The 22,976-nt window shown below is 44.8% G+C and carries 19 protein-coding genes; 15 read left to right on the top strand and 4 right to left on the bottom strand.

Annotation, left to right across the window (positions count from 1 at the left end):
* Window positions 1-184: 184 nt before the first annotated feature.
* The 7 genes from I6E86_RS06225 (at window position 185) to I6E86_RS06195 (ending at window position 9,991) form a co-directional block, all read left to right on the top strand.
* Window positions 185-2,044 (top strand): hypothetical protein, encoded by a 1,860-nt coding sequence (locus I6E86_RS06225; RefSeq protein WP_197176204.1) that lies wholly within the window; start codon window positions 185-187, stop codon window positions 2,042-2,044.
* Between the two features lie 267 nt (window positions 2,045-2,311).
* The gene (locus I6E86_RS06220; protein ID WP_197176202.1) at window positions 2,312-4,405 is read left to right on the top strand and encodes an EAL domain-containing protein; all 2,094 of its coding nucleotides are present in this window, start codon (window positions 2,312-2,314) and stop codon (window positions 4,403-4,405) included.
* A gap of 201 nt (window positions 4,406-4,606) precedes the next feature.
* The gene (locus tag I6E86_RS06215) at window positions 4,607-5,065 is read left to right on the top strand and encodes a c-type cytochrome (RefSeq protein ID WP_197176201.1); all 459 of its coding nucleotides are present in this window, start codon (window positions 4,607-4,609) and stop codon (window positions 5,063-5,065) included.
* 118 nt (window positions 5,066-5,183) lie between these two features.
* Window positions 5,184-6,140 (top strand): AAA family ATPase, encoded by a 957-nt coding sequence (locus tag I6E86_RS06210; protein WP_197176602.1) that lies wholly within the window; start codon window positions 5,184-5,186, stop codon window positions 6,138-6,140.
* A 211-nt stretch (window positions 6,141-6,351) separates the two neighbouring features.
* Window positions 6,352-7,368, top strand: coding sequence for a DUF58 domain-containing protein (locus I6E86_RS06205; RefSeq protein ID WP_197176199.1), 1,017 nt, complete (start codon window positions 6,352-6,354; stop codon window positions 7,366-7,368).
* On the top strand, window positions 7,365-9,593 hold the full coding sequence (locus I6E86_RS06200; RefSeq protein ID WP_197176190.1) for a transglutaminaseTgpA domain-containing protein: 2,229 nt from the start codon (window positions 7,365-7,367) through the stop codon (window positions 9,591-9,593). The genes I6E86_RS06205 and I6E86_RS06200 overlap by 4 nt, the downstream gene beginning before the upstream one ends.
* Before the next feature lie 107 nt (window positions 9,594-9,700).
* Window positions 9,701-9,991 (top strand): DUF4031 domain-containing protein, encoded by a 291-nt coding sequence (locus tag I6E86_RS06195; RefSeq protein WP_197176188.1) that lies wholly within the window; start codon window positions 9,701-9,703, stop codon window positions 9,989-9,991.
* A gap of 98 nt (window positions 9,992-10,089) precedes the next feature.
* Here I6E86_RS06195 and I6E86_RS06190 read toward each other — a convergent pair whose 3' ends face one another.
* Together I6E86_RS06190 and I6E86_RS06185 are read right to left on the bottom strand one after the other, a co-directional pair.
* A complete protein-coding gene (locus I6E86_RS06190; RefSeq protein WP_197176186.1) occupies window positions 10,090-10,608 on the bottom strand; it encodes a DUF302 domain-containing protein in 519 nt (172 codons plus the stop codon).
* A 93-nt stretch (window positions 10,609-10,701) separates the two neighbouring features.
* Window positions 10,702-11,622, bottom strand: a complete 921-nt coding sequence (locus tag I6E86_RS06185; RefSeq protein ID WP_227680562.1) for a LysR family transcriptional regulator — start codon at window positions 11,620-11,622, stop codon at window positions 10,702-10,704.
* A 288-nt stretch (window positions 11,623-11,910) separates the two neighbouring features.
* On the opposite strand from I6E86_RS06185, the gene I6E86_RS06180 reads away from it, so the two are divergent.
* Entirely contained in the window at window positions 11,911-13,035 is a 1,125-nt protein-coding gene (locus I6E86_RS06180; protein ID WP_197176184.1) for an S-(hydroxymethyl)glutathione dehydrogenase/class III alcohol dehydrogenase, read from the top strand.
* A gap of 157 nt (window positions 13,036-13,192) precedes the next feature.
* Here I6E86_RS06180 and I6E86_RS06175 read toward each other — a convergent pair whose 3' ends face one another.
* Together I6E86_RS06175 and I6E86_RS06170 are read right to left on the bottom strand one after the other, a co-directional pair.
* Window positions 13,193-13,888: a haloacid dehalogenase type II gene (locus tag I6E86_RS06175; protein ID WP_197176182.1), complete on the bottom strand. Its 696-nt coding sequence runs from the start codon at window positions 13,886-13,888 to the stop codon at window positions 13,193-13,195.
* A gap of 44 nt (window positions 13,889-13,932) precedes the next feature.
* Window positions 13,933-14,586, bottom strand: a complete 654-nt coding sequence (locus I6E86_RS06170) for a DsbA family protein (protein WP_197176175.1) — start codon at window positions 14,584-14,586, stop codon at window positions 13,933-13,935.
* Between the two features lie 417 nt (window positions 14,587-15,003).
* Here I6E86_RS06170 and nfsB point away from each other — a divergent pair, with 417 nt between their 5' ends.
* From nfsB to I6E86_RS06135, 7 genes are all read left to right on the top strand, one after another.
* Window positions 15,004-15,660, top strand: coding sequence for an oxygen-insensitive NAD(P)H nitroreductase (gene nfsB, locus I6E86_RS06165; RefSeq protein WP_197176173.1), 657 nt, complete (start codon window positions 15,004-15,006; stop codon window positions 15,658-15,660).
* A gap of 451 nt (window positions 15,661-16,111) precedes the next feature.
* Window positions 16,112-16,783 carry a 2Fe-2S iron-sulfur cluster-binding protein gene (locus tag I6E86_RS06160; RefSeq protein WP_197176171.1) on the top strand — a complete coding sequence of 224 codons (672 nt, stop codon included), beginning with the start codon at window positions 16,112-16,114 and terminating at the stop codon, window positions 16,781-16,783.
* Window positions 16,780-17,772 (top strand): FAD binding domain-containing protein, encoded by a 993-nt coding sequence (locus I6E86_RS06155; RefSeq protein WP_197176168.1) that lies wholly within the window; start codon window positions 16,780-16,782, stop codon window positions 17,770-17,772. Before I6E86_RS06160 ends, I6E86_RS06155 begins: the two co-directional genes overlap by 4 nt.
* Window positions 17,773-17,774: 2 nt before the next feature.
* Entirely contained in the window at window positions 17,775-20,213 is a 2,439-nt protein-coding gene (locus tag I6E86_RS06150) for a xanthine dehydrogenase family protein molybdopterin-binding subunit (RefSeq protein ID WP_197176167.1), read from the top strand.
* A 111-nt stretch (window positions 20,214-20,324) separates the two neighbouring features.
* On the top strand, window positions 20,325-21,614 hold the full coding sequence (locus tag I6E86_RS06145) for an XdhC family protein (protein WP_197176164.1): 1,290 nt from the start codon (window positions 20,325-20,327) through the stop codon (window positions 21,612-21,614).
* Window positions 21,611-22,333 (top strand): nucleotidyltransferase family protein, encoded by a 723-nt coding sequence (locus I6E86_RS06140; RefSeq protein ID WP_197176162.1) that lies wholly within the window; start codon window positions 21,611-21,613, stop codon window positions 22,331-22,333. Before I6E86_RS06145 ends, I6E86_RS06140 begins: the two co-directional genes overlap by 4 nt.
* Before the next feature lie 48 nt (window positions 22,334-22,381).
* Window positions 22,382-22,957: a GNAT family N-acetyltransferase gene (locus I6E86_RS06135; RefSeq protein ID WP_197176160.1), complete on the top strand. Its 576-nt coding sequence runs from the start codon at window positions 22,382-22,384 to the stop codon at window positions 22,955-22,957.
* Window positions 22,958-22,976 lie beyond the last annotated feature (19 nt).

Genomic DNA, 22,976 nt, shown 5'->3' with positions numbered 1-22,976 from the left:
TAAGTAAATATTGACAGTAAATAAATATTAATAGTAAGTGGCGACTGATGAGTAGGTAGGCTGACTGCTCATAACAGATATTATCAACCCTTTATAACGGTTTTTGATGTGTATTTTTTGCCTGATATTACGCAGTCGCCTATTTTCTTTGCGTTAATTTAATCAATAGTGAGTAGCAATACTGATGATAACTTTATCGATGTTTCAAGAGTACCTGTCTTCTACAGCAGCACTGCCAACATCCTCAAGTCGATTAGTGAATGGTCAAGAGCGCTATTTGCTTAAATCACTAGGCACGCTAACGTCACAAACCCAAGAGCAGCAAGCGGAGTATCTAGAAACCGTTCTGATCGCATTGCGTGATGCCAATATAGAGGAGTCGCAACGCCTCAAATTATCGATGACAGTGATTGAAGCCTCAGACCGGTTAATTGCTACTTTTCGGCAGCACTACATCTATGAGACAGGGGCGCTTAGTGAAGAACAAATTGGCTATGTGGCGCAGATAAAATCGCTCAATTACCTCATTATTATGCTCTATGATAGAGTCATACGTCATGAAAGCTCACTATTAGATGATAAAGTAGAAAAGCCTTTAATTAAACGGTGGCAGCGTTATTTTGGTGTGGACAGCCAACCCTCACCCACACTTGCTGTTGCGATTTTCCAGTCGTTATTGAGGTATCAAAAGCTATTGGATGAAGATGCGCTTTGCTATCAGAAACCATCGAGATATTTTTGGTCTCAAATCAATCAATTGTATTATCTTGCACAGCAGCAGCGCATTGCTGAGCTTGATGTGAGTAATCACACAGTCGTACCGTATGCCAGTAATCTTCATCAGATATATGGCCAAATTTGTTTGCATCATTTATTAAATGTACGTGCCATGCGTCGTCCGAATATTTTGCTGGTGCAGCGCCTGTTACCCGAATGGGCAAATCACATCGTTGCAACGGTAGAGCCAACCACTGAGACGAGAGTATTCGTTGATCTGCAGAGCAGTAATCCGCCAAGTTACCTGACAGCCAACTCTAACATCAATCCATATGAAGAAGGACGCGCTTGTTTATTTATTGAGCTGACACCGCTGGTTCAGTACTTTGACTCACGCAAGCAGGCTTTTGTCGTGGATGGTAGTATAGGTATGGAATATAGCCTGCTGAGTAATATAGCGATGATCATTCGCTATCGCTATTTGCAGCCGCCGCTCACGCCACTTACCCAATATAGTAATCGTCAAAAAGCAGTGCTGATAACCAGCTATAACAAGATTCACTATCGCGTGAGTCATTCACAGAGTTTTAGCAATTTAATTGCGATTCACAACCTATCAGAGGAAGAGAGGCCGCTATATGACACCTTTGGTAAAGAGAAAAGCCGTCATTATGAATTAGAGATTGAGACTTTTGATAATAATGATAGCTTTGATAGTCAGGGTAGGGCATCGATATTTCATACCCTAAGACGGCCGTCACAAAAAAATGATAGTGCGCTCATCAGCAAAGAGCAGTCTCATGGACAAGAGAGTCGCATTGGCGACACTTTTATAAATGATAAGGACAGCATCCAAGATAAAAACCCTTTGAAGATAAAAATAAACAAGCAAGAAGGTATCGATATAGAGACGCAGGATATTGATTTGTCGACCACTGCGCCGCCAAGATTACACATCATGAGCCTACTACTGGTCTGTTATCCTACAATAGATGGGCAATCTGATTGGGCAATGGGCATCGCGCGTTGGCGCAATTTTGACACTGAAAATCCAGAAGTTGAGTGGCAGCTGCTTGGACGCAGGTTGGTGGCCTGTGGTCTACGTTTGGAAGGTGACGCAACCCGAGGACGTCATTTTGTGCCGGCATTTATCCTTGGTAAGGACAGTCAATTACAAACGACTAGTACCTTGATTGTGCCGTCCTCTTATTTTCAGACCAATGATAGAGTGGTCATGCGTATTAATAGTAAACAAACTGCTTTGCGTTTAGGGAATAGAGTGCTGATGACTGATGAATTTAGTCAGTATGAAGTGATACAGTTATAGTTTTTATTAATTATTACAAGACAGATAGAGGGTGTGTAGCAGAAAATAGGTGAGGGTTTTTGGGTAATATATTAATCAATAGCCTACTTAAGTTAATCTGCAGTTGGTAAAGTTATTGTCTATAATGACAGATATTGTTACTCTGACTTATAAAGTGCCTTTACTGTCTAAATACAACCCCAACAAGTATCCTAGTCGAATATTCCACACGCCCTAACGCTATTAAAATAAAAGACAACACACGACTATAAGGTTCAAAGGCTTCCTATGCGTACTCAGTCCATCTTAAACTTATTGGTAATCAACGACGATCAGCTGTATGCCGAACGTCTTGTACAGTTGCTCAATAGTTATTACGACACAATAAATTTGGGCTTTTTGGATGATAAAGAAGAGCTGCTAAAATCGCTGCGCCAGCCGTGGGATGCTTTAGTGTTTGGTACGGCTTATGACATGAGTTTTACGGATGTGGTCGGTATCGTACAAGAGCAAGACATTGACTTACCCATCATTTGCCTGACGAATACAGAGATAGCAGCCACTGCCTGTAATGAGGATGGGTTGCCGATGGTTATCAGTGGCACTATGGTAAAAGCACTGGATGCCGATCAAGACATGGCTGCAGTGATGGCTATTCGCCTGCAGCATGATAGTTTGGTCTGTCGTCGTGAGCTAAAGGACTTGCGTCAAATTCTGTTGGACGCAGAGCAACGTGCCAATGTATTGATCAAAAACTCAAAGAGTGCTGTTGCTTATATAGATGAAGGGGTGCACATATTTGCCAATGACCCTTATCTTCAGCTATTTGGCTTTAAGTCGATGAATGACGCCATTGGCGTACCGATCATCGATCTGATTTCAGGCGTTGATGACGTCAAGGGTTTTAAGCAGTTTTTGCGTCAGTTTGATAAAGGCAATCGCCAAGAAGTTGAGTTCAACTTTGAGAGCGTACGTACAGATGGTAGTACGTTTGCCGCAAAATTACAGCTTGCCTCTGCGACATTAGAGGGTGAGCCTGTTACCCAAATCATTATCCAACAGAATAATAATAGTAGTAATAGTGCAGAGGTGGCAAAACGCTTGGCCAGAGCTGAGCGTACAGACAACTTGACAGGGCTTGATAACCGCCGCGGATTTGAAGAGCAAATGGCGCTAGTACACCAACAAGCGACTCAAGGTGAGCTAAAAGCAGGGCTGTTATATGTCCAGCTCGATAACGTTGGAAAAATCAGAAGCAGCTTGGGATTACAAGGGATAGATGAGACTGTCAAGCAGATTGCCAATACCTTGAATGAGCTGGCAGCTGATGCCCATGTGAGCCGTTTTAGCGATACGGCGTTTATGATATTGGTAAAAGACAAAACGACCGCAGCGCTAAAAACGCTCGCCGAACATATCGGCTCCCGTGTCAAAGATATGTTTATTGAAGTGGAAAATCGTACGACAAATACCACTGTCAGTATTGCTATCGTCAAAATTGAAAAAAATTCAGCAGAGCCTGCCGTTATATTAGAGCGGGCGATGGATGCAATCAGTCAAATCATGGTACAAACCTCCAATCAGGGCGGCACGTATCATCTGTATGATCCAAGTGAACATGCTAATGATGATGATCATGCACTGGCAGAGTCGTTGGTTAATGCCATTACCAACAATCGCTTTGAGCTGTCATTCCAGCCTATCTATGATATCAGTCAAGACCGCAGTGATTTTTTTGAGGTATATCTACGACTGCCATTGGCAGATGCTGACAATACCGTATTGACGCCTGATCAATTTATGACCGTTGCCAGAACCCATAAATTACTCGAAAAAATAGATCGCTGGGTACTCATTAATGCCTGTAAAAAAATAAATGATGTGCGTAAGTCTCACCCTGACGCGAGATTGCTGGTGCAATTGACCAGTGCGTCATTGATTGATAAGAAGTTGCCCAACGTGGCAAGCCAGTTAATCAAAGCCGTAGGCGGAGCTGCTGGCGTGTTGACGCTACAGTTCAATGAAAAAGACGTATCAGAACACTTAACCGTGGCAAAGTCTCAGTTTTCAGCGCTCAGCGCAGTCAACTGTCAAATGGGTATCAATAATTTTGGATCTTCTGCTAAATCGGTTGAAATTGCTAATTTTGTGCAGCCTGACATGGTGCGCTTGCCTCATAGCTACATAAAAGACATCCATTCAGCAGATAATTTAGACACGGTTAAATCAATTATCCTGCGTACCAATGATCTGAAAGTCGATGTGCTCATGCCTTATATTGAAGATGCCGCCACCATGTCTGTCGCATGGAGCGTGGGTGCACGCTACTTACAAGGCTATTATTTAGAAGAGCCTAGCCAAACGATAAAAATTGCCGTTTAATGGGTTAAGATGTTTTGAGTATTGGTGTACGCTATCGCTTTAATAAGAGTATGATTTGCTCTTTTAAAAGTAACTTGCGCCTTGCTTGTAGGCCTACTCACCAATACGTAGCGATTCGTTCTGCGAGTCCATATAATGTCATTGCAGTGGTAATGACGCCTCTTACTTGTCGCTGATACGCTTCAGCTAAAGATTGCCAAAATGTCTATCATCACTAAATATAAAATGAGCAGTCTACTCACTGCTGCTCTATTGCTCACTGCCTGTAACCATACGCCGCCTGATTATCGTGAGACTGTGACACTGCCACCATATACCGAAGGCGACGCGGATAACGGTTCAATCATTTATAAAGATGCCTGCGGACAATGTCATCAGCTCAATCCAGGTCTCAACAAAAAAGGCCCGCAATTGATGAACATCTATGGCGCATCTGCTGCAACGTTGAAAGATTACACTTACAGTAAAGGGCTAACGGCATCGGGATGGGTGTGGGATGCAAAAACGCTTGACCCGTATATTGCGGATGCACAAAAAGCCATACCAGATTCTAAAATGCTATCAGACCCGATGCCAGACGCCAAAGAGCGTGCTGATATCATTGCCTATCTATCGACACTGCGTGCTGATGCACCAACACCATCAGATGACAAAAAATAATGTCTGATTACTGATTTTCCTAAGCCAAAACCTGAGCCAACAACTGACTATGACCCATACTGCTAACGATATATCCTCCTCTATACATCAGAAAACAGCGAATACGCTCAGCCAACTCATGCCTAGCGCTGCCGATTTTCAAGACAATCAGCAGAAAATTGCACAGCTGATGGCGCAGTTGAACCAAATCGTATTGGATAAGCCGCAAGCCATTAAGTTAGCACTCAGTGGCATACTGGCAGGCGGGCATTTATTGCTACAGGACTTGCCTGGCATGGGTAAAACAACGCTGGCTCAAGGGTTAGCTGAGCTGTTAGGGTTGAGCTTTAGCCGAGTGCAGTTCACCAATGACATGCTGCCAGCGGATATCTTAGGGATGAGTATCTACGACCAGAGTAAGCAGCAATTTGAGTTTCGTCCTGGTCCTATTTTTACTCAGTTATTACTCGCAGATGAAATCAATCGCTCTAGTCCCAAAACGCAAAGCGCGTTGCTAGAAGCGATGGAAGAACGACAAGTCACTCAAGACGGTCAAACTTACCCTTTGCCGCAGCCATTCTTTGTTATCGCCACCCAAAACCCACTACAACAAGCAGGTGTCTATCCGCTCCCTGAATCACAGCTCGATAGATTTTTGCTGTGTCTGTCGTTGGGCTACCCGTCACCGGCGGCAGAGCGTGAGCTACTAAAAGGGCAGGATCGTCGCGAGTTGCTAAAGGGAATGAATGCGGTGCTCGATACGGCTGCAGTACTACTCGCTCAGCAAGGTGTCAAACAGGTCTATGTGGCAGACGTGGTACTGGATTATCTACAAAGACTGGTTGCAAAAACTCGCGCGAGCCAAGAGTATCATGGTCTGTCACCGCGTGGTGTGTTATCACTACAGCGTGCCGCTCAGGCTCATGCTTATGTGTCAGGTCATATGGAGGTGACGCCTGAAGATATCCAAGCTGTGTTTGCTGCAGTCACTGATCATCGTCTTGGTCAACGCTTTGTGCCTGCGCATGTGACTGGTGGACAGGCAACAAAAACTATCGCACAGCGTATCTTATCAGACGTACCAGTCACCCTTTAGTTGTCATTTTCGTAGTTTAAAGCGTGGTCTCATATAAAGGTATATTACCGAACCGGTTAATCGAATATAGTCAGTTCAATATAATTTCGATACAAGGAAACCGAGTGCAAGTTATACATTAGTATGCTTAGCGAGGATGACGATGTAGCGGATTTATATAGACTTACTATACCGATCGCACAGTCAATCATATGGCAAGAATAGGGTAGTCATGAGCTTTTTACCAAAGGCCTTAACCGTACCAATCAGGTCAGCACTTAGCCGTTGGTTTGCCTCGCGTGCGCCCAGAAATGACAGTGCCACTCTCAATTTGCGTAACGTCTATATTTTTTTTAGTCGTGAAGGCATGCTATTCGCAGTGTTATTAGTGATTACTTTTATCGCGGGTATCAACTATGGCAATAATCTGGTACTTGGCCTGTGTTTTTATTTGGTCAGTGTCTGGCTGATTAGTTTTCATGTGACTTTTGCACATATATCTGGCCTGCAAGTGCGTCTATTAGAGGTCACGATGGCAGAGGCAGGCGCACCGCTTTGGGTGACGCTACAACTGAACAATGAGGGTCGTCAACCACGGCGACAGTTGCTGGTTGAGTTTGAGCAACCAATTGCGCACAAGGGTAATGCTGGCACGAATGGACAAAACGCCATACTCGTCACGAGATTACAAAACGAGCAAATCATACGACTACCTGTCGAGACTTACAATCGTGGTCAACTTGAGCTGCCACGGCTAAAAATAAAAACGGTTTATCCTCTAGGTATCATGCGTGCATGGTCTTACGTCTATTTTGCGCGAAAGGCGTGGGTGTATCCCAAGCCTGACACATTTGATTGGCAAGCGCAGTATTCAGTGGCAAGCTTGGAGGATTTACCGATAGGTGGCCAGTATCGCCAAGGTCAAGATGATTTTGAGCGGCTAGATAACTATGTCGAAGGTGAGTCATTGGCACGGGTCTCTTGGGGCCATGTGGCACGAGGACAAGGGATGCTGACCAAGCACTTTGCCGATCCTGTCGGTCATGAGCAAACGCTCGACTATGCAGATATGCCAGCTGGTCATCATGAGCAGAAGCTTGCGCAGTTGGCTCACGGCGCATTAATACTGGGTCAACTTGGGGTACCGTTTCAAATGCGCTTGCCTAGTGATCATCCTGCTGCCCCAATCATAGGTGAGGGTGATACCTTTGCGCAAGCGTGCTTGCTAAGACTGGCAAAAGCCCCATGACTGAATTCAAATACTCCTCGACAATCGATGCGCCAAAAACAGCTGGCTTTGAACAGCTGGCTTTAGGTCAAAAAGTGACAGTTCGCACTGAGCGTAATACGTCTAAGTGGTATCGCAAGCTACTGGCATTGCCAGCGTACTATTGGGTCATGATGGCTCAAGTAGTCGTCGTGTTGCCGCATGCTGCTCATCTACCACTGTGGTTGATGGGATTCGCTGTGGTTAGTATCATCGCTCAATTGCCAAGCGTTAAGTCGCGATTCAAAAAACAGTCGCACTTAAAGCGTGTCTATCAAGGCATGCAAATGCTTGGGTTTTTATTTGGTCTGCTCGGTCTGTGGCTGACTTATAACACAGCGTTTGGGCTGGATATGGGCGTGGCGTTTTTGGTGCTATGTCTGGTGAGTAAGCTTTGGGAGATGTACAAGCGCCGAGATGCTTATGTAGTGCTAAACTTGTCATTGTTTGTATTGGCCGCGCTGTTTTTGATGGATCAAGGCTTAGTCACGACGCTGGAGGTTATCGTAGGTGCGGTAGTGGTACTGCTGGCTTTCATCGCGCTCAATGATGACAGTAACGCTCGCGGTGATGGGCGTCTGCGTACATTGGGTGTGCTAGGGGTTGGCGCATTACCGTTATTAGTAGTGCTATTTTTATTCTTCCCGAGACTGCCGCCGTTATGGTCAGTGCAGCTGTCTGGTCAGCAGGTGACTACGGGTGTCTCTGATAGCATGTCTCCTGGTGATTTTGCCAATTTAGGTCAGTCCACTGAGCTTGCTTTTCGGGTGGAGTTTGCAGAGGGTCAGCCGCCGCAGCAAGACCTATATTGGCGCGGCTTGGTATTTAGTGATTTTGATGGCGTCACATGGCGTCCAAGTCCCAAAAAAAGCCAATGGGTAGCCGGGTCACCACTACCTGCTTGGGTTCAAAACGCCTTTGCTACCGTTCCTGACGATGTGAGGTCTGCACCCAATAACTATCGAATGATCCTAGAGCCAACGCAGCAAAACTGGTTGTTTGGACTCGATTATCCTTTTTCGCAGCAGCACGATATCACGACCACATCAGATTTCACGTTATTAAACAATCAGCCTGTCACCCAGCAGCTAAGCTATGAGGTGGCGCAGTTTTCGCCAATGAATATCGATCCTGTTTTGACAGAAGCTTCTCGGCGCGAGAATTTGGCCTTGCCAAATGAGGGCAATCCCCAATCACGCGCGCTGGCCAAACAGCTATTTGCACAGTCAGGATCAGACCCAGTCCGCTACATCGCGGCCATTGAGGACTGGATCAATCAGACAGATTTTCGCTATACCTTGTCACCACCGCGATTGAACAACAACCGTATCGATGAGTTTTTATTCAATACCAAAGCGGGATTTTGTGAGCATTACGCGTCGAGTTTTACCTTTATGTTGCGGGCAGCGGGTATCCCTGCACGAGTGGTTGCAGGCTATCAGGGCGGGAAGCCCAGTCGCAATGGCAATGTATGGGAAGTGCGCCAGATGGATGCGCATGCATGGACTGAGGTGTGGCTTGAGGGTCAAGGCTGGGTACGTGTGGATCCCACGGCTTTTGTAGCGCCTGAACGGGTAGAGCAAGGCATGAATGCGATGACGCAGCAGCAAGGCTCAGCGATGTTTGGCGATGGCGCAAGTGCGCAAATCAGCTATCAGCAGTATCAAATGCTCCAAACGCTACGTCGCCTCTCTGACCAAGCGAGCTACTATTGGCAAAAAGATGTGGTCGGCTATGATCAGGACACACAGGCAGACTCGCTACTAAAATGGTTCAATATCCGCTCCATCATGCAGCAGATTATTTGGTTGGCCGCCAGTACGGTTATCGTCATGGCTTTTTTGATATTCATCATTTGGCAGCGTCGCCGCAAGCATTGGCATCCTGTAGACTTGCCATTGGTACAGCTCTCACAGCGTATTGGTAAGCGTGATAAATTATTAGCCCGCGATGATAATGAAGGGCAATTGGCATGGCTTGAGCGTTTGGCATCCGCTATTGATAGCCGCCATGAAGATGATACTCGTCATACAGCAAGTCAGTTGACAGACAGTGATGATCCGGTAGCAATTCATGCAAAGCTTCTTGAAATCAGGCAAGACTACCGTCAGTTACGTTATGGACGCTTGAGTACGTTTAATCATAACCACTTAGAATATAAAGCGCGGCTACATCAACTCAAAAAGAATGTGCGCGAACTATTGTGAAGGTTTCCTTCAGATATCATCTCATTAATTGTGGTTAGGGTGCGTCTGATAACAACCATAAGAGACTGTGTTGAGCGTGGCGGTAAATGAAACTGAGGGGCTAAGATATGGCAATATATGTAGATTTTGTGCAGATAAAATTCAAAGGCTATAAATGGTGCCATATGTTGGCGGACAGTTTAGAGGAGCTGCATGATTTTGCGGCACTGATTGAGGTAGATGCGCGCTTATTCCACCGTGATGCTAGCTATCCTCATTATGATGTCACAGTACAAATGAGAGAGACGGCGATTGAGTATGGCGCCATACCTGCGGATCGCAAAAAAATCATCGAATGTGCAAAGAAGCTCAAAGTAGAGCTACATTATCAAATGGCGTTGTCTGATAGTTCTGTATGAAAATTTTATAAATCACGGTTTTAAATATATAAAAAAGTGGGTGATGCTTTTGCTACCCACTTTTTTTTTTGCTCAGATCATGCTTTTCTAGTTTGGTATTATTTGGCAACCGCCGCTGTACTGACAGCATTCAGTGCTTTTGAGATATTATCAATGACGGTATCACAACCTTTGATATTATGACGGGTTTTTAGGTACTCAGGATTGTTGTAAGACAGCCATACTTTTTTATCAGCATCTTCGCTGATTAGAATCTTTTGCGGCAAATCAATCGCGACGGTTTGTTCACAGTTCATCAAGGGTGTGCCTGCTTTTGGGTTACCAAACATAATGACTTGCGTTGGACGCAATGACAAATCGACACTTTGTGCATTTTTTTGATGATCGACACGCGCAAATACTTTCATGCCTTTACTTTCGATCACTGAGACCAGTTTATCGGCAGTGTCTTGCACGGAATGATTGCTCTGCATAGTCACCAAGCCTTTGTCAGCATTGATAGACGTCATGGTTTTGCTCATTGAGCCTGTGTTATCGGTTTTGGTCAAAAGCGTGTCGATACTGGCGCAGGATGACACGGCCAATGCTAGTGCCGCGACAGAGACAAGTTTTATCATAATCATATCCTTTGATTGTTTGTGATAGTTGGTAATATCGAATACTCATTGTGCGTAATCAGGCTGGTTATTGCAATATATCGGAATAGATTGCTACACCAAATGCTCAGACAAATAATCTACCAAAAGCCGAATCTTCGGTGAGAGATGACGGTTGTGAGGGTAGATGGCCCAGATGCTTTCTTCAGGCTCTCTATAATCATCGAGCAAACTGACCAGCTCACCTGACGTGAGGTACTTTTGCACATAATAATCAGGCAATTGCACGATGCCTAAGCCTTTGAGAGCGGCGTCGACTAGACTGTAGCCACTGTTGTATTGAATGCTCCCAGAGACACGTAGGTTTCTTTCGACACTGGATTTCTGGCCAGTTGCTTTACCACTAATATTAGGGTTTTCTTTTATTTTACCAACATCTATAAAATGCCAATAGTCGCGAGTGCCAAGCAAACAGTTGTGTTGACCCAGCTCGCCAAGGTTTTGCGGGGTGCCGTGTATGTCTAGATAAGAGGGCGCTGCACAAATAAAGTTGGTACGCTGACTGAGCTTTTTTGCCATCATCGTCGAGTCGCTCAACTTGCCGATACGAATGGCCAAATCATAGCCACCTTCAATTAGGTCAATCTTTTGATTACTCAAAAACGCCGTCACTTCGATATCATGATATTGCCCCATAAAATCATTAATTAGCGGCAACAGTTGCTGCTCGCCATAGGTCACAGGGGCGGTCAGTTTGATTCGGCCTTGGGGTTTGGATTGTAAATTGCTCACGGCTTGTTCAGCTGCATCCAAGCCATCGAGTACACTGCGGCAGTGCTGATAAAACACGCGGCCCTCCTCAGTCAGTGAGACCTTGCGGGTGGTGCGATAGAGCAGTTTGATGTTCAATCGCTTCTCAAGCGCGCTTATCTGGCGACTGACTTGAGCCGTCGAGATACCAAGCACCTTTGCCCCTCTGGTGAAGCTCTCAGATTCTGCCACACTGACAAACTCGCTAATCCCTTCCCAGCGCATGATTATTACCAATATGTAAAAGATATTTGCAAATATAGCATATTGTTATCAGATCAGAAATAAATATAATGGTTGGTATCGATTCAAATAAACAACACGCTACGATCATTGAAACTTGCCTACGGTGAATAAGCAAGATAAGCTCAGTTTGTATCGATATGTTTTTGCCACGAGTATGAATACAAACGGACAGACAGCGTTCAATTGAAAATGACTGGGCTTTTACTTATAACGAAAGACGTTGTATCAGATCCTTGAGATAACAATCAATTAAAAAGAGAGATAACTATGTCAGACAAATTTATCAAATCAAAAGCCGCCATCGCATGGGGCCCGAACGAGCCATTATCTATCGAAGAAGTGGATGTCATGCTGCCGCGTAAAGGCGAAGTATTGGTAAAAATCGTCGCCAGTGGCGTTTGTCATACCGATGCATTTACTTTATCTGGTGAAGACCCAGAAGGCGTGTTCCCTGCGATTTTGGGTCATGAAGGCGGCGGTATCGTTGAGCAAGTTGGCGAAGGCGTAACTAGCGTTCAGGTCGGCGACCATGTCATTCCGCTATATACCGCAGAGTGCGGTGTTTGCAAAATGTGTACCTCTGGCAAGACCAACCTGTGCTCGGCAGTACGTGAGACCCAAGGTAAAGGCTTGATGCCAGATGGCACCACGCGTTTTTATAAAGACGGCGAGCCTATTTATCATTACATGGGCTGTTCGACTTTTTCTGAATATACCGTGTTGCCAGAGATTTCTTTGGCAAAAGTCAATAAAGAAGCCCCACTAGAAGAAGTCTGCTTACTTGGTTGCGGCGTGACCACAGGTATGGGCGCAGTCATGAATACTGCAAAAGTCGAAGAGGGCGCGACTGTTGCTATCTTTGGTCTGGGCGGTATTGGTCTGTCAGCAGTGATTGGTGCTGCCATGGCAAAAGCCAGTCGTATCATTGCCATCGATATCAATGAGAGCAAGTTTGAACTGGCCAAAAAATTGGGCGCAACCGACTGCATCAATCCGAAAGACTACGACAAACCTATTCAAGAAGTCATCGTTGAATTAACGGATGGCGGTGTTGATTATTCGTTTGAATGTATCGGTAACGTCGATGTCATGCGTTCAGCACTAGAGTGCTGTCATAAAGGCTGGGGCGAATCGGTCATCATCGGTGTCGCTGGTGCTGGACAAGAAATCTCTACTCGTCCATTCCAGCTAGTGACTGGTCGAGTCTGGCGTGGATCGGCATTCGGCGGTGTTAAAGGTCGTAGCGAGTTGCCAGGTTATGTTGAGCGTTATTTGGCAGGCGAGATTCCATTGCAGGATTTCATTACTCACACCATGCCACTAGAAGACATCAACGAAGCGTTTGACTTGATGCACAAGGGCGAAAGTATCCGTACGGTCATTCATTTCTAAGAAATATCGTGCAAAAGCAATATCTGACGGTAACGTTAGAATGATTGTTTTAAAAATACTGTTCTAACAATACTTTTTTAAAAAAGAAAAGGCTGCTTCGATATCGAAGCAGCCTTTTTTAACGTTATTTTTACACATAGCTTAGTGATTGAAAGTCTCAAGCACCTTTTTTGCTAATGATTAGATCCGCTAGTGTCGATAAATCTGATGCGGTCAAATCTGGTACTGGCACATTGCGCGCGCTCAACATCGCATTATACGGTCGCGTGAGAAAAGCCGCGCGACAACCTGCCGCTTGTGCGCCTATAGTATCCCAGAGATGACAGGCAACAAGGCATAAGTCTGACGTATCAACGGCTAGCGTATCAGCCACCAGTTGATAGGTTTCAGGCGCCGGCTTGAATTTTTCGACTGTCTCAACGCTAAAATGCTGTTCAAAAAACTGGCTGAGACCTGCTTTTTCTAGTGGCGTTGGAGACGCACTGCTTGCTGAATTGGTCAGTGTGACCAGTCGAAACCCTGCATCGCGCAAACGAGTCAGTGCTGGCACGGCGTCAGGATGAGCAGGCAACGCACTCATTCTTTCTTTGAACTCAGTGATATCATGCTCTGTCAAAGTTACTTGTCTGATATCAGCAACCATTTGCAATGCCCCAACCCCAAGCTCACCAAAAGGTGTATAAAGGCCAGACAACGTCATGGTTTGCGAGTACAGTACTAGCTGAGCGAACCATTCTCTTAGCACTCTTTGCTTACCAAAGACGCGCGTAAAGAAAGGCGTGAGTGTGTCGATATCAAGTAATGTCTCATTGACATCGAACACAATAATCGAAGGAAAACGTTCAGAAGACATAAAGTGTCCTTTTATAGAATGACATTTTTATAATGACAAAGGGTTTACTCAGTCATATTAGCCAACTGCTCTAAAATACTGATGTAATTCTCGACCCCTTGCGCACCGCTGACAAGATGACGCTCATTGAAGATAATCGCTGGTACACTTTGGATGCCTTGCTGTTGCCAATGCTGCTCTTCTGTTCGTACTTCTTTCGCAAAAAACTGACCTTCCAACACCGCCAATGCTTCACTACGATCAAGCCCAATCTCCGCTGCAATATCAGCAAGTACGTTGATATCTGAGATATCTCTGTTGTTGGTAAAATGCGCGGCAAACAACGCTTGTTTTAAGTCATGCATACGGCCTTGCTGATCAGCGAAATGTAGCAGCTGATGCAAATTAAAGGTGTTGTGCATGCGCGTGTCATCATTAAAATTAAACTCAAAGCCAACCTCAGAGCCCGCTTCAGTCATTCTGATTCGACTAGCATCTGACTCTTGCTTGGTAGAGCCGTACTTTTCAATGATGTGCTCACGTAAGTTTTGACCCTCGCTTGGCATGTTTGGGTTTAGCTCAAACGGGTGCCAATGGATAGTGTGAGCCGTGTTGGTTTGCTCAAGTGCTGCTGCCAATTGGCGATAGCCAATGACGCACCAAGGGCATACGACGTCTGAAACGATGTCTATTCGGAGTGGTTTTTCTGATGTGCTCATATTTCCTCGCAGGAATTGTTATTTGTATTTTATTTAAGGCTTCTAATTGCTCATATATCTCATCTAAATGTGTTCGCTTAGATATAGTCATCGACCAAGAAGCCTCACTAATAATCATGCTTTAAACATTAAGCGTTAATGAACATTCAAAGCATAATCAGTTGAATACAATGCGCTCTGAGTGACTCATTTACTCGCTAGATTGCTATTGTTCATAGCTGCTTTTTTGCGATAAGGCAGTCAAAAATCAACCTCTGATAACAAAACGTATGAATATTTAACCAATCTGTCATGGCTATGAAATGGGATTTTCTCTACAGTAGCTTTGCCGACATGGGTAGTCATAACTTATAACCCACGCTAACACCAAGTATTTAGCAAATAATAAAAACTTAATATTCGATACAGGATACAAAAATGAAAATTATTACTGAAGCGATGAACTGGCGTTACAGCACAAAAGCATTTGATACCAATAAAAAAATCTCAGCAGAAGATTTCCAGAGCCTAAAAGATATCTTGCGTCTCAGTCCTTCGAGCACCAATATCCAACCTTGGCATTTTGTGATTGCTGATGATGAGGCCGGTAAAGCTCGTATCGCTAAAGGCACAGATGGCATGTATGAATTTAATACTGCAAAAGTAAAAGACGCCTCACATGTCATCGTATTTTGTAGTCGTGTCTATGCTGATGATGAGTTCTTGAATGAAATACTAGACAAAGAGGACGCTGATGGTCGTTTTGCCGAACCAAAATTTAAAGAGCAGATGCATCAAGTGCGTAAGATGTTTTTGGACATTCGCCGTTATGAGCAAAAAGACGAGCCGCACTGGTTGATAGAGCAGCTATATCTCAATATGGGCGCTTTGCTACTAGGAGCTGCAACCTTGGGTATTGATGCTGTGCCGATGGAAGGGGCGGATTTGAAAGCACTTGATGAAGAGTTTGACTTACGTAGCAAGGGCTACACGGCTGTTGCGGTCGTATCGCTTGGTTATCGTAGTGAGGATGACTTTAACGCTGAGTTACCAAAATCACGCTTTGATGAACAGACAATCATCACGAAAGCCTAATTAAGCAATTGCTAAGAAGACTTTAGTAAGTTCTAATGCGTGGTTACTATATTTAAAGCATTTATAAAAAAGCCCCATAGACATTCGTCTGTGGGGCTTTTTTACATTAAAAACTTATCTACCGTACTTGTAAGGAGACTTGATCTGATAAGTGACTATGTCAAGTTATAGTCAAATTATAGAAATGGTCTTGAAGAATTTACGGGATAAATTCGGTAGTTATCAGCTAAAGGCGAGTGGTGAGGCTTGCTAACGTAAATGATTATCAATTACTCTACAGCTATTGGTAGCACTCACTTTCAGATACTGTCTTGGATTAAAAACTACACTGCAATCACTACAAAGTAAAAACAAAACAACCGTTTTCATCCGTCATAATAAATTTATTGACGCTGTATTTACGAGGCGTTTTCATCACCCCATTATATTCATCTGCCAGCGAGAAGCCAGCATGTCTACTTTGACGTTAATAATCAATAAGCAGGATTATCAGCTCGAGAATCTTGACGCCCGTACGACACTGCTCGACGTCTGCCGTCAGCACTTACAAATCACCGGACCCAAAAAAGGCTGCGACCATGGCCAATGCGGGGCATGTACCATGCTTATTAATGGACGACGGGTTAATTCTTGTTTGACACTCGCCGTTATGCATGATGGTGATGACATCACAACAATTGAAGGCATCGGAATGCCAGACTCATTATCGGCATTGCAGCAAGCTTTTAAGGACAATGACGCTTTTCAGTGCGGATATTGTACACCTGGTCAGATTTGCTCAGCAACTGCATTGATAGAAGAAGTAAAGCAGAATTGGCCAAGCCATGTGAGCATAGATTTGCAAAATCCTGATGGTCGCCTTGTACAAGAAATTGCTGAGCGTATGAGCGGTAACATCTGCCGCTGCTCAGCTTATCCAAATATCATCAAAGCAATTTCACAAGTGCTTGAGAGCCAGGTTTCAGATAGTCAAGTATCGGACTCTAGTACTCAAACACCTGACAACGCAGTGCAAAGCTCAAGCGTGACAGGTATCTGGTCTCCACCACCGAGCGAGGCGCAACTCGGCAAAGCCTCAGCAAATAATAAGATAGCAACTGCTACGACAGGAGGCCGCTCATGAAACGCTTTGAATATAGTCGTGCTGATGCACCAGAGCAAGCGGCAATATCCGCCAGTACCAAAGATTCATCTTTCATCGCAGGTGGTACTAACTTACTAGACTTAATGAAATTGGAGATTGAGACCCCAATTAAATTGGTCGATATCACTCGTCTTGACTTAGAACAAGTCGAAACCACTGCTGATGGTGGTCTACGTATTGGCACGCTTGTGACCAATAGTGATTTGGCAGCGCATCCTGAAGTTATTGCCAATTACCCAGTATTATCCCGAGCGATTTTGGCAGGGGCGACTGGCCAGCTGCGTAATAAAGCAACGACTGGCGGTAACTTCTTACAGCGTACTCGTTGTTACTATTTTTATCAGACAGACAGCGCCTGCAATAAGCGCGAACCGGGCACAGGTTGTCCTGCTATCAATGGTGAAAACCGTACGCTGGCTATTCTAGGTACGAGCGACGCGTGTATTGCTCAGCATCCCTCTGATATGGCAGTGGCAATGCGCTTGCTGGATGCCACTATCGAGACAGTTAAGGCGGATGGCTCGACTCGCGCTATCGATGTGAAAGATTTTTATTGCTTACCCAAAGATACGCCGCATATCGAAAACGTATTAGAGGCAGGCGAGTTAATCACTCATGTTGTATTACCTGCGCCTATCAAAGGTATGCACACCTATGACAAAGTGCGTGATCGCGCCTCTTATGCATTTGCGCTTGTGTCCTGTGCCGCAGTGATAGACGCTGATGATAGTGGCAATCTGAGAACGGTACGATTGGCATTTGGTGGTATCGGTACTGAGCCATGGCGTAATGAAGCGGTTGAGGCACTATTAACGGATACCGATGGCAATAATGACGTTATCACGCAAGCCGCTGATCTGTTATTGAATGATGCTAAAGGTAATGGTCAGAACGACTTTAAGATACCGCTCACGCGTCGCCTACTAAAACAAGTCATTCAGCGCGCACTAGCGGGCGAGGGAGCATAATCATGTCATTATTTGAATCAATCACTCAGTCAGAACCGACCAAAAAAATGACTATGGATGAACCTGTTGAGTCTTTGTTTAGCACAACAGCGAGCAAACTGGTTGGTAAGCCAATCAACCGTGTTGACGGCTCGCTCAAGGTTAGCGGTCAAGCGCCTTACAGTGCCGAAATCCATTTAGACAATAAAGCTTACGGTGTCTTAGTCGGTGCGACCATTGCTAAAGGACAAGTCGAAAAGATCGATAGTAGTTCTTTAGATGGCATTCCTAATATCATCAAGGTCGTGACAGATCCCAAGCACTTTTTGCGTAATTCTCAGCAAGGTGGATTAAAAAAAGCGCCAAAGCAGGGAGCGACTGAGATTTTTTATCATGGTCAGCCTATTGCGGTGGTCATCGCTGAAACCTTTGAAGCAGCAACAGAGGGCGCAAAGGCGCTCAAAGTTACTTATAAAAATGAGACTGACCAGGCGGCATTGGACTTTACCAAAGAGTTGTCTAACGCCCATGAAGTTGATGAGAAAAAAGGCTCTGATAAAAATTATGTCCAAGGCAATCCTGAGCAAGGTCTAACTGATGCTGAGGTAACACTTGATCGCTTTTATCATACGCCCAGTCAAAACAGCTCGGCGATGGAGCCACATGCGACATTGGCACATTGGGAAGGTGACAAGCTCGTTCTTTATACGGCCAATCAAATGCTTGCGTCTTGCAAGCAGCAAGTGATGGATGCGCTAGACTTAAACAAAGATCAAGTTCAATTAATCGCGCACTATGTGGGTGGTGGATTTGGTAGCAAGCTCGGTATTGCGCCTGAATCTATTGCCGCTGCGATTGCTGCAAAAGAGCTTGGTCGTCCGGTATTAATTACGATGACGCGTCCACAAGTAATGGAAGCGACAGTCAGACGCTCAAATACTCGTCAGCGCATTGCGATTGGCTGTGATAAGGATGGCGTTATCGATACGTTAATTCACGATACCGTTTCTAGTAATTTGCCAGATGAAGCGTTCTTTGAGCCAACTGCCTTGTCTACCCATTACTTATATCGCGGTAAAAACCGCCGTGTAAATTATGAAATGGTTGACATGAACCAAGTGCTATCAGGCTCGATGCGGGCACCTGGTGAAGCAGTTGGTATGATTGCCGTTGAATGTGCAATGGATGAATTGGCTACACAATTAGATATTGATCCTATCGAGCTGCGCCGCCGTAATGAACCTGAGAAAGACCCTAGCAAAGATATTCCATTTTCGACGCGCCAGTTAATTGCCTGTATGGAGCAAGGTGCTGAGCAGTTTGGTTGGAGTAAGCGAAACGCAAAGCCTGCTAGTCAATTAGAAGGCGACTGGTGGATAGGAACGGGCATGGCTGCTGCGGCACGTGGTAACCAACTTCAGTCTTCTGAAGCACGTGCAACTCTGCAAATCGATAATTCAAAAGAACTCGGTGTGAAAGCGGTCATTGAGACAGATATGACGGATATCGGTACTGGATCTTATACTGTATTTTCTCAAGTAGCAGCAGATTTATTAGGACTACCTATCGACCATATCGAGATGAAATTAGGTGATAGTGCTTTGCCGCCTGCATCAGGTTCTGGTGGTAGCTGGGGCGCAGCGAGTGCAGGTAGTGGCGTCTACCTCGCTTGTGAGCAGTTGCGTGAGATGCTAGCAGAAAAAGTGGGTCTATACCCTGATACGATTCAGCTAGATAATGGTCAAATTAAGCAAGTAGGTAAGCATGATCTGACTGCGGTAGAGGCAGCCAAAGAGAACGGTCAAGCGTTCGCTGATAGTACTATTGATAAAATATCTGAAACTACAGGAGTCTCATTTTCAGAGAATGTATTAGAAGAACAGACGGCATCAGAAAAATATGATTTTGACAATACAGACTCATATGCGCTTGCTGACGTGATCGCTGGATATGATGAGCAAAAGCTCAGCGCCAAAGGTCAGATAAAACCAGGTAAAAACGGCAAGAAATATCGTCAATCTTCTTTTGGTGCGAATTTCGCTGAAGTAGCCGTACATAAATTTACGGGCGAGATTCGAGTGAAACGTATGACAGGCGCATTTGCCGCTGGCCGCATTCTCAACCACAAAACAGCAACTTCGCAGTGCTATGGCGGCATGGTGTTTGGTATTGGCTCAGCGTTGATGGAAGAGGTTATCCATGATAAACGTGATGGTCGCCTATGCAATCATGACCTTGCTGAGTACCATGTTCCCGTCAATGCAGATGTCCCGCAGTTGGATGTGATATTGGTCGAAGAGGATGATCCTTATACCAACCCGATGCATATTAAAGGTATTGGTGAGACGGCTATTGCCGGTGCTGCTGCTGCGATTGCTAATGCTGTCTATAATGCCGTCGGCGTACGTGTTTATGATTTTCCAATTACGCTCGATAAGCTGCTCTACGAGATGCCAGAGTAATTTTTTAAGCCATATGTACGACAGGAACCCGCTTAATGAGCGGGTTTTTATAACTCAATCAGCAGTATATTTCGTCATTATCAAGAAAATAAATACCAAATAAGAGGTGTTATGAATCAGGTAGCTGACATTCTTAAGCTGGCAAGCAAAGCTCAGCAACAAGGTATTGATGCTGTATTGGCAACGGTCGTACGTACTGAAGGCTCGGCGTATCGCCGTGCTGGCGCGATGATGCTTATCTGTGAGGATGGTCACTCAGTTGGGATGATTAGTGGTGGTTGCTTGGAGCCGCATATTATCAAACGTGCCTTTTGGCTTACTCGTAATGGTGCCAATGTACAAGTCTATCAGACGGGTGATGACATTAAATATGCTGACGATGGCCAAGTGCAAGCAGGTGTTAAGCAAACTAAGTCTGATATACATAATGAGCCAGATAGCGATTTAGATGACGCAGACTTTGATGAATTAAATTTCGGATTAGGCTGTAATGGGCGAGTGCATGTATTATTTGAGCGGTTGGCAACGGCTGAAACATTGTTAGAGGTAATCTGTAATGTTCGACGTACTCAGCAGCCGATCACAGTGGCGACTTTGATTCGTGCTAACGGTTATCAGAATGCTGAGCTTCAAATAGGCATGCGCATCAATTTAGATGAATATCATAATTCGGGAGACTTACCAGAACAAGAGACAACAGATTCTTCGAATATAATTGCCGATACCGTAGAAGAGTTAGCACAATATAAGCTGTCTGATAAACATGCCGAATATGTGATAGTGGAAAACGGTGAGGTAAATACAGAGTGGCTTGTGCAACGATTGCAACCACAAGTGCGTTTATTGATTTGCGGGGCGGGTAACGATGTGATGCCACTGGTGACCATGGCCAAGCTACAGGACTGGCATGTGACAGTTATAGATAGTCGCGCGCAATATGCGACGCGCATGCGTTTTCCTCAAGCGGATGCTGTGATGTCGCTACCTTTAAATGACAGTGGGGCTTTGCTTGAGCTAAGCAATAACGCAGCAGTCGCTCTGATGTCACACAGCTTGAGTCAAGATCGTGCTCGTCTAGCAATACTGCTCGAGCATGCAAACAATTATAAATACTTAGGGCAATTGGGGCCGCGCTATCGTACTGAAAGCTTGATTGATGAAATCAGCATGAATATTAGCAATTCTACTATTTTAAAAGCTGGTATCCGTAAATTGCATTATCCGATTGGTTATAAGCTTGGTGGAGACGGTCCTGAAGCATTGGCACTTGGTATCATGGCACAGATAAATGCGGTCATGCACAGTCAAACTGCATTATTAGGTGGCTCACAAAATAACTTTCCAAGTATCCTAGCGATGAGTAGTGATACGGATGCCAATACTGTCCAGAGTGGCGTATGAGTAAGCGTGCATTTACAGAAGGTACTGAACATACAGAAAGTACTGAAAAGCAGAGCCAAAATCATACGGTCATCATCTTGGCAAGTGGCCTCAGTCAGCGTCTCGGTCAACCAAAACAACTACTCGTTAAGAATGGCGAGCCGTTGATTACTTATATGACCCGACTGGCATTGACCACCAATCCGCAAGCCATCGTCGTTGTCATTCCTGATAGTCATTGTTTGATTGCTAGTGCGATTACAGAGTTGGCTAATCAATATCCAACGGTTCAAATAGTAGTGAACCCGAAACCTGAAACGGGTATGGCGCATAGTTTACATTTGGGTATTGAGACAATTGCTGCTTTTGAATTGATTTCAATCGATCGAGTGCTCATCATGGGAGTGGATCAAGTATTATTAGATGAGCCACATTTAACGGCTTTGTTAGCGGGCAAGCAGACGGTAGTGGCCAGTCGCTATCACAGTTGGCAAGGTTTAGAGAAACACCAAAATCGAGATGAAATGGCACTTAATATCATAGGTCTGCCTTTAGCAATTAACTATAAAATGCTTAGACATTGGCAGTCAGAATTGATAGGCGACAAAGGGTTTCGTCACCTAATTAGAGGACTGCCTGCCGAACAAATAGGTAGGGTTGATAATGACCAACTTAGCTACGACATTGATACGCCTGAGCAGCTAACATTTGCCATAAGACAGGGTTGGCTTGATAGCTAGCCTGATTAACCTGATTTATTTTGAATAGTATTCATTTTGAACAACGAAATGCGAGAGAATAAAATCATAAATATAATAGAAACAGAACGCTTATATCTTAGACAGTGGCGAGCAAGTGATTTTGCGATATTCGCTGAAATGAATGCTGATCTTGACGTGATGAAATATTTCCCTAAGCCGTTATCACCAAAAGTGAGCGATGCGATAGCTAATAAATGCTCGCAGCTCATTGAAGATAAAGGTTGGGGGTTTTGGGCGGTCAGTCTAAAAGAGACAGACACCTTTATCGGTATGGTTGGCTTAAATGAAGCGCATGCGGATATGCCATTTGCACCTGCTTTTGAGATTGCTTGGCGACTACACAAAGATTATTGGGGACAAGGTTATGCCACAGAAGCTGCGCGTGCATCACTGCACTATGCCTTCACTGAGCTGGCGCTTGAAGAGGTGGTTTCATTTACAGCGGTTATCAATAAACGATCGCAACTGATCATGCAGCGTATTGGCATGACTGATACAGGCAAGAATTTTTATCACCCAATGCTTGAGGCTGACCATCGGCTTGCCGAGCACGTGTTATATAAAATAACTCGGCAGCAGTGGCAAGATATCAATGGTGGTTAGAGTTACCATACTGAGGACC

Origin of the sequence: Psychrobacter sp. SWN149 (assembly GCF_015864565.1) — a bacterium.
Taxonomy (GTDB): domain Bacteria; phylum Pseudomonadota; class Gammaproteobacteria; order Pseudomonadales; family Moraxellaceae; genus Psychrobacter.
This window is presented reverse-complemented; position numbering and strand designations above follow the sequence as displayed.

Excerpts from the sequence above, each read along its gene's own strand:
- I6E86_RS06225 (WP_197176204.1), top strand. The coding sequence starts at position 185 with ATGATAACTTTATCGATGTTTCAAGAGTACCTGTCTTCTACAGCAGCA.
- I6E86_RS06220 (WP_197176202.1), top strand. The coding sequence starts at position 2,312 with ATGCGTACTCAGTCCATCTTAAACTTATTGGTAATCAACGACGATCAG.
- I6E86_RS06215 (WP_197176201.1), top strand. The coding sequence starts at position 4,607 with ATGTCTATCATCACTAAATATAAAATGAGCAGTCTACTCACTGCTGCT.
- I6E86_RS06210 (WP_197176602.1), top strand. The coding sequence starts at position 5,184 with ATGCCTAGCGCTGCCGATTTTCAAGACAATCAGCAGAAAATTGCACAG.
- I6E86_RS06205 (WP_197176199.1), top strand. The coding sequence starts at position 6,352 with ATGAGCTTTTTACCAAAGGCCTTAACCGTACCAATCAGGTCAGCACTT.
- I6E86_RS06200 (WP_197176190.1), top strand. The coding sequence starts at position 7,365 with ATGACTGAATTCAAATACTCCTCGACAATCGATGCGCCAAAAACAGCT.
- I6E86_RS06195 (WP_197176188.1), top strand. The coding sequence starts at position 9,701 with ATGGCAATATATGTAGATTTTGTGCAGATAAAATTCAAAGGCTATAAA.
- I6E86_RS06190 (WP_197176186.1), bottom strand. The coding sequence starts at position 10,608 with ATGATAAAACTTGTCTCTGTCGCGGCACTAGCATTGGCCGTGTCATCC.
- I6E86_RS06185 (WP_227680562.1), bottom strand. The coding sequence starts at position 11,622 with ATGCGCTGGGAAGGGATTAGCGAGTTTGTCAGTGTGGCAGAATCTGAG.
- I6E86_RS06180 (WP_197176184.1), top strand. The coding sequence starts at position 11,911 with ATGTCAGACAAATTTATCAAATCAAAAGCCGCCATCGCATGGGGCCCG.
- I6E86_RS06175 (WP_197176182.1), bottom strand. The coding sequence starts at position 13,888 with ATGTCTTCTGAACGTTTTCCTTCGATTATTGTGTTCGATGTCAATGAG.
- I6E86_RS06170 (WP_197176175.1), bottom strand. The coding sequence starts at position 14,586 with ATGAGCACATCAGAAAAACCACTCCGAATAGACATCGTTTCAGACGTC.
- nfsB (WP_197176173.1), top strand. The coding sequence starts at position 15,004 with ATGAAAATTATTACTGAAGCGATGAACTGGCGTTACAGCACAAAAGCA.
- I6E86_RS06160 (WP_197176171.1), top strand. The coding sequence starts at position 16,112 with ATGTCTACTTTGACGTTAATAATCAATAAGCAGGATTATCAGCTCGAG.
- I6E86_RS06155 (WP_197176168.1), top strand. The coding sequence starts at position 16,780 with ATGAAACGCTTTGAATATAGTCGTGCTGATGCACCAGAGCAAGCGGCA.
- I6E86_RS06150 (WP_197176167.1), top strand. The coding sequence starts at position 17,775 with ATGTCATTATTTGAATCAATCACTCAGTCAGAACCGACCAAAAAAATG.
- I6E86_RS06145 (WP_197176164.1), top strand. The coding sequence starts at position 20,325 with ATGAATCAGGTAGCTGACATTCTTAAGCTGGCAAGCAAAGCTCAGCAA.
- I6E86_RS06140 (WP_197176162.1), top strand. The coding sequence starts at position 21,611 with ATGAGTAAGCGTGCATTTACAGAAGGTACTGAACATACAGAAAGTACT.
- I6E86_RS06135 (WP_197176160.1), top strand. The coding sequence starts at position 22,382 with ATGCGAGAGAATAAAATCATAAATATAATAGAAACAGAACGCTTATAT.